Annotated in this window: 5 protein-coding genes and 1 tRNA gene; all 6 read right to left on the bottom strand. The window is 67.3% G+C overall.

The genetic code is table 11. From position 1 onward, the window contains the following. Positions 1-474 precede the first annotated feature (474 nt). The 6 genes from KBX06_RS04825 to KBX06_RS04800 all read right to left on the bottom strand — a co-directional run bounded on the left by KBX06_RS04825 (position 475) and on the right by KBX06_RS04800 (position 5903). Positions 475-1641, bottom strand: a complete 1167-nt coding sequence (locus KBX06_RS04825; RefSeq protein WP_210832894.1) for an ABC transporter permease — start codon at positions 1639-1641, stop codon at positions 475-477. Positions 1642-1684: 43 nt separating this feature from the next. After that, a complete protein-coding gene (locus KBX06_RS04820) occupies positions 1685-2332 on the bottom strand; it encodes an ABC transporter ATP-binding protein (RefSeq protein WP_210832972.1) in 648 nt (215 codons plus the stop codon). 17 nt (positions 2333-2349) lie between these two features. Further along, positions 2350-3507 (bottom strand): hypothetical protein, encoded by a 1158-nt coding sequence (locus KBX06_RS04815; RefSeq protein ID WP_210832893.1) that lies wholly within the window; start codon positions 3505-3507, stop codon positions 2350-2352. 38 nt (positions 3508-3545) lie between these two features. Continuing rightward, positions 3546-4445 carry a hypothetical protein gene (locus tag KBX06_RS04810; RefSeq protein WP_210832892.1) on the bottom strand — a complete coding sequence of 300 codons (900 nt, stop codon included), beginning with the start codon at positions 4443-4445 and terminating at the stop codon, positions 3546-3548. Positions 4446-4714: 269 nt separating this feature from the next. Continuing rightward, positions 4715-5086 (bottom strand): peptidase inhibitor family I36 protein, encoded by a 372-nt coding sequence (locus KBX06_RS04805; RefSeq protein WP_210832891.1) that lies wholly within the window; start codon positions 5084-5086, stop codon positions 4715-4717. A gap of 740 nt (positions 5087-5826) precedes the next feature. Further along, a tRNA-Pro gene (locus KBX06_RS04800) sits at positions 5827-5903 on the bottom strand. Between the last annotated feature and the right edge of the window lie 97 nt (positions 5904-6000).

Genomic DNA, 6000 nt, shown 5'->3' with positions numbered 1-6000 from the left:
GCCTTCGTCCTCGCTGCGGCGCTACCGCCAGCGCACACCCTGCACTGGTCGATCTGGCGACGAACATCCCAAGCCAGAGCCCGACGATCCCACTACCAGCGCAGACAGGCGAAGTGACGTTGGAGTATTAGACGACCCTGGGCAGATTCGGTCCGCCCCAATCGTCCGGGTGATCGCTCAACGGGTTGCGTCCACGGGAGTGGTGTACGACTTGCTCGTGATGGGCGTGTTGCAGGCGTTGATCAAAACGTTCGCGCTGCTGTACTTCACCGCTCTACGAAGTACCAGAGGGCACAGCCAACGATCGGACGTGCCCGCTGGCCCCGGTCGGGTTGCTGGATTCGAACCGACGACCTCTTCGTCCCGAATTACGTTCGCCTACCTCGTTGAGCTCGAGGATCTGCTGTACGTGCAGCTCAGGCTATCGGTATCAAATGGTCTACATGAGTGCCTGGCGCCCCACTCGAGCCGCGGTCAGGAGCGTAGGGCTTCTGCCGGTTGCACCCGGGCCGCCGCGATCGCCGGGTAGACACCCGCCACCAGCCCTGTGGCCATGCCGACCACCGGGCCGCCGCCGAGCACCATCGGATCGAGGATGACGAGCCAGGATTTCATCAGGCTGGTCGCGGCGGTGACGTGCACCCCGGCGATGGTCCCCACCACACCGCCGATCAGTCCGAGTCCGGCAGTCTCCAGACAGAACTGTGCCGCGATGGCACGGCGGGAGGCGCCCACGGCACGGCGGAGGCCGATCTCGGCCCGGCGTTCGAGCACCGAGACGTACGAGACGTTGCTGACGCCCAGCGCACCGATCACCAACGAGACCAGCGCAAGGCCGAGAAAGAGCGCCTGTGTCTCCCGCTCGACGCCAGCGCGCAGCGACCGCAGATCCGGCGGCACCAGCACCGCAAGGTCGTCTGGAGCCTGGGGGGCGATGGCGAACGGCACCTCCCGGGCCACCTGGTCGGCCGCCCCGAGCTGGGTTCTGATGACCATCTCTGAATCGGGGAACCGGAGTCCGGGTTGCGCAGTCGCGGCCCAGTACGGCAGCACCACCGCACCAGTCATGCCCGCGTTGCCGGGTGGCGCCCGATAGACGCCCAGGACCGCGTACGGTACGTCGGCGACGTACACCAGGGCCCCAGGCCCCGATCCCGCCTCACCGAAGAGCCGCGTCGCGGCCACCGTGTCCAGGACGGCGACGCGGTCGTGCCGACTCTCGTGGCCGGTGTCGTACATCCGGCCGTGGAGCATGGTCGCGCCGGCCGCTGTCAGGCCGTCCTCCTGGGCTGCCAGCACCGTCGCCTCGTCCCACGGCGCGTCGTCGCGCCGGATGTTCGAGACCGTCGGGTGCCCCTCGGCCTTGACCATCAGGCCCGCGTGCCGCACACCGTTGAGCTCTGCCACCCGCAGGCGCTGGGCGACCTCAGGACGGGGGAGGTGTCCGCCCGAGCTGAGCGTCGGGTACTTGACCTTCACTTCGGTGGCGGTGAACTCGTCGAACTTGGCGGTGACCGCCTGGGAGGCGCTGGCGGTGATTCCCAGCGTGGCCACGGCTGCGCAGATGCCGAATGCGACACCCAGCGCGGTGAGGGCGGCCCGTCCGCGACGCCCGCCCATGGCCTGAAGGGCCTGAGCCACGACGTCCCTGGCCGGCGTGGTCGCCCGGCGAGGCCGTGACGGATCAGCAGACGGCACCGTCGACCACCTTCACGACCCGATCGGCACGCGCCGACACGGCGTCGTCGTGGGTCACCACGATCAGTGACCGCTCGGGGGTGACCAGCCGCCGAAGGAGATCCATGACGTGCGTCGAGTTCTCCCGGTCGAGGTTCCCGGTCGGTTCGTCGCAGAGGATCACCGACGGTGAGTGCACGATTGCCCTCGCCACCGCGACCCGCTGTCGTTCCCCGCCCGAAAGCGTCGTCGGCCGGGCGTCGAGCCGATGGCCCAGTCCGACCTGGACGAGCGCGTCGGTCGCCAGCCGGGCTCGCTCACGGCGGGGCCAACCTTGGTGAGCCAACGGCAGCATCACGTTGGCCACGCAGTTCAGGTGCGCGACGAGGTGGAAGGCCTGAAAGACGAATCCGAGCGTGACAGCACGGAGGGAGGTCAGTTCCCGCTCCCCGAGCCGTGAGGTGTCGGTGCCGTCCAGCAGGTACCGTCCGGACGTCGGCACGTCCAGCAGCCCCAGGATGTTGAGCAGTGTGGACTTCCCCGCACCCGACGGCCCGACGATGGCTGTCATCTCGCCGCGCCGAATCTCCAGGTTCACCCCACGTAGTGCCGATACGGCCACAGCTCCGGAGAACGTCTTGGTGACCTCCAGCATCCGCACCACAGCGGCACTCAATTGGCGCCGCCGTTCCTGGAGCCGACAGCCACCCGTACGCCGGCCGTCATCTCCGCCGGGCCGGTCACCGCGGCGCGCCCGTCCACGACGAACAGGACGGTCACCGGCACCGCCGCCACACCGTCGGCCGAACGGATGCGAACCTCGGTCTGGCCACCCGGCTTGGTCCACAGGGCCGACACCGGGACGACAACCGCCTCGGCCGGACTCTCCTGCCGAACCACCCGAACCGTCATCGGAGTGCCCTCCGTCAGCCCTTCCTCCGAACCGACGTCGATGGCGAAGGTGGCTACGTAGCTCGCCTCCTCCTGTTCGGTGGACTTGGCGGCTTTGATTGCGGAAAGGGTGACCTTCTTTCCCTCAGCCGGGCCCCCGCTCACCGTCATGCTGGCGTCTGGCGGCAGGTCCCGAAGCTCCGCGCGTTGGTCCTCGCCGACGGTCGCCGCCACCTGCCATCCGCCCGATGCCACGGTGAGGAGGGGCTGGTCGCCCTTGTCCCCGATCGCCGCCGTGACCTCCACCACGGTCGCCGGCAGCACGGGAAGGAACACGACCTCGTTCATCGGAACCAGCCCGCCGCGCACCGGGGCAGCGGGCTTCGTGCGAGTGGGCGTCGCGGATCCCGACGGTTTGGGAGCAGGCGCCGACGGGGCGGGCTCCGCGGCACCGGCCGTCGTCTCAGCGGGTGCCGGATACCCGACCTTCTCGTAGAGACGAGCCACGCTCGCGGCGGTGGCGCGGTCATAGACGTCGTCGCCCCACAGGCCGAGCGCCAGCCGCAGTTGGCGGACGTCGGGTCCCTCGTCGCCGAGCCGGAGGTCACGGTAGCTGGCGAACCTTCCCTTCAGCGTGATGAGTGGCCTCCCCGACACCACCGCGACCAACTGGCGGTTCTTCACTCGACTTCCGCGTTTGACCGGCAGGTCGGTGACGATCGACCGGCCCGCAGAGACGGTCGGACCCTGGATGGACGACCGCGACCGGCGGCTGAGTTTGCCGTCGAGGGTGAACGCGTCGGAAAGCGGCCCCTCTTCCACGACGGCGGTCAGTTCGGACGGCGGAGGCGGTGCCGCCTCCGCCGCCCGTTGGGCGGGTGTCCGCGCGCTGGATGCGACAGCCCAGATGGAGAGTGTCGCCGCGGCGACGGCAACCACGACCGCCGTCGTAACGACTGCCTGCCGGCGCCTACCCGTCATGCCTTCAGCATCTCCTGAGCCTTCGCCAACGCCTTGAGCGCCATCGCGTTCCAAGCGACCATGTCGGCCTCGTACTTGGCCAGTGACTTGACGGATCCCTCAGCCCGTGCGGCCGCCACCGCTTCGTCAAGGCCGACGGACTTGGTGCAGGTCGCCTCGGCCGTCGCGATTTTGATCTCGTTCGCCGCCGCCGCGTCCAGTGCCTTCTCGTCGTTGCGGTCGATGCCCTTGTAGAGGCCCTTCGCCTTGTCTCTCATGTCCCGGGGAAACTGGATCCCCGGGTATCCGGCAGTCTTGACGCAGTCCCTCCAAGGATCGACGAGGGCCAGGACCTTCGGATTCTTCTCGATATCGCGCGACGCATCCATCCGGACGAGGTTCTCCGCCGTGAAGGACAGCCGGAGGAACTCCTTCAGGTCGCCGTAGAGAGCCGTTCGGATGTCGCCGACACAACCGGCACGGGGAATGTCGACGTTGGTGCCGTCCGGAGTGGTGAACGAGACCGTGTCCGTCGACGGCCCGTACTTCGCGAGTGTGAGTTTTCCCTTGTACGAGTCGGGCGTCTTCGCATACTCGGAGTCGTTGGCCTTAGCGTCGGGGCTGGGTTGCCGACGTGGGTCGTAGCCGTATCCGATGCGCGCGGCCTGGACAGGATCAGTTGAGGTTCGCTGACTGTCGGTCGACTTCTTCGGCGGCGCGCTCTCCTTCGGGAAAATCTCGAAACCCTGCTTGGTCAGACAACCTCTGACAAGCCTTCTCTCGATCTCCTGGACCTCTTCGTACTGCCGCTGCGCGGAATCCCACGCCATCTGGGCGCGGACGGCAGCCGCCTCCGTGTCCGGCGAGGACTCCTCCGCACCGCACCCGCTGAGTGCCACCAACAGCGCTGCCGCCACAGCCAGCGATCGACGTCGTCCCATAGCGATTACCGGTCATCCTTACTGTTGTCCCACCAAACCGGATGCCTTGCCCGCAGCAGTGTACCCGTTCGCGGGCAAGGCATCCGGCCTCCTTCGGATCTCACAGACGTCGAGCTCCGCATGCGCGGGCATCGATCGACTCCGCAGGAGGGCGGTCACCCCCGATTTTTACCGGCCGAGCGGGGACCAGCGCGCCCCCCGGCCCGACCACTGGATTGACGCGGGAACTTCTCCGTCGCGGCGACTCAGCACAAGGCCAGCTGGTTACCCTCACCCCGGTCGTTCGCGCCCGAGCTGTAGGTGATGCCCTGTCCGTTGGTCAGAGAAATCGTGGTGGTGTCGTTGAACGTGCCGTAGTCGCAGACCCGCCACGTCCTGTCGTGGAAGTTCCTCCAGGAGCTGTCGGCCTTGTGGATCGAGGGCAACTGGTACGACCAGTTCTTGCTCTCAACGTTGATCCGGTACATCGAGTTGCCCGTGCTGTAGTTGATGTCCTTGTAGACGCAGAAATAGTCGTCATAGCAGTTCCGGTCCACCGCCAGCGCTGGCGAGGCCACCCCGAAGATCCCGAGCGCGGTAACTGCGCCCGCAATCGCAACGGCTCGTGCTGCCCTCATGTTGCATCCTCCCGTGACTGGACCCATCAATTGACTCGGCGTGGCCAGCGGGGCGGTAGTGCGCCGCCGGCCTCATCCGATAACTGATAGGCGTATCCCAATGCGCAGCTCGATCTATCGAGCACGGTCATATTAGCGTTCGTAAAATTCCCGCGCGACCCCGCCGATCGGTCATCGATGACCGAAATGTTCGTCTCGCCGAATTCGTCGCGTGATTTGCCCGCTCTGACCGCGCATCGGAGTGAAGTAGGTCACAGCGCCGCGGTTTCATTGAAACGTATCGCCCCAATTCTGCTCCCGTCGCCTGAGTGGACGAGCGTCGTCACGGCCGTCAGGTCCACCGCGACGGCCCGTTGACACCAGGTCATCCGCCCCAGCGCGGTAGGCGGGGTCTCGTCGGCCGGCGGGACGGGACAGTTCCGCCACCCGGTGCAACGCCGCTGCCCGGCCTCGTCCTGAAAGGTGTGACACCTTACGAAGAGCAGGACTTCGCGGGGTTCGTGCGGCACACCCGCCGCGACAAGGCCGGCAAGGATTGGCAGCCCCGGAACCTCGTGTTCACCAGCGCGACCGGCAGCGCTCTGGACGCCGCCAACGTCCGGCGAGCCCTCCACGGGGTCGCCGCCAAGGCCTGTCTGACCGCCGCCGAGGGGACACCCCCGGAAACTGCGGTAGTCGCTCAGTCAGTCACCCAGAAAGCGCTAGAGGGCACATCCATCGATTGGATGTGCCCTCTCACCTGGTCGGGGTGGCCGGATTCGAACCGACGACCTCTTCGTCCCGAACGAAGCGCGCTACCAAGCTGCGCCACACCCCGAGGCGTGCCGACAAATAGTAGCCCACCCCGCTCAGGGGTCCAACTCGGTACCCCCACCGCCGTGCCGACCCTCCGGCCGGCCGCCGGGCCGTGATCG

This window comes from Micromonospora sp. C31 (genome assembly GCF_018070575.1).
Classification (GTDB): Bacteria; Actinomycetota; Actinomycetes; order Mycobacteriales; family Micromonosporaceae; genus Micromonospora.
This window is presented reverse-complemented; position numbering and strand designations above follow the sequence as displayed.

What these genes read in the sequence shown, in the direction of transcription:
- KBX06_RS04820 (WP_210832972.1), bottom strand. Translation starts at nt 2,332, where the DNA reads ATGCTGGAGGTCACCAAGACGTTCTCCGGAGCTGTGGCCGTATCGGCA.
- KBX06_RS04805 (WP_210832891.1), bottom strand. Translation starts at nt 5,086, where the DNA reads ATGAGGGCAGCACGAGCCGTTGCGATTGCGGGCGCAGTTACCGCGCTC.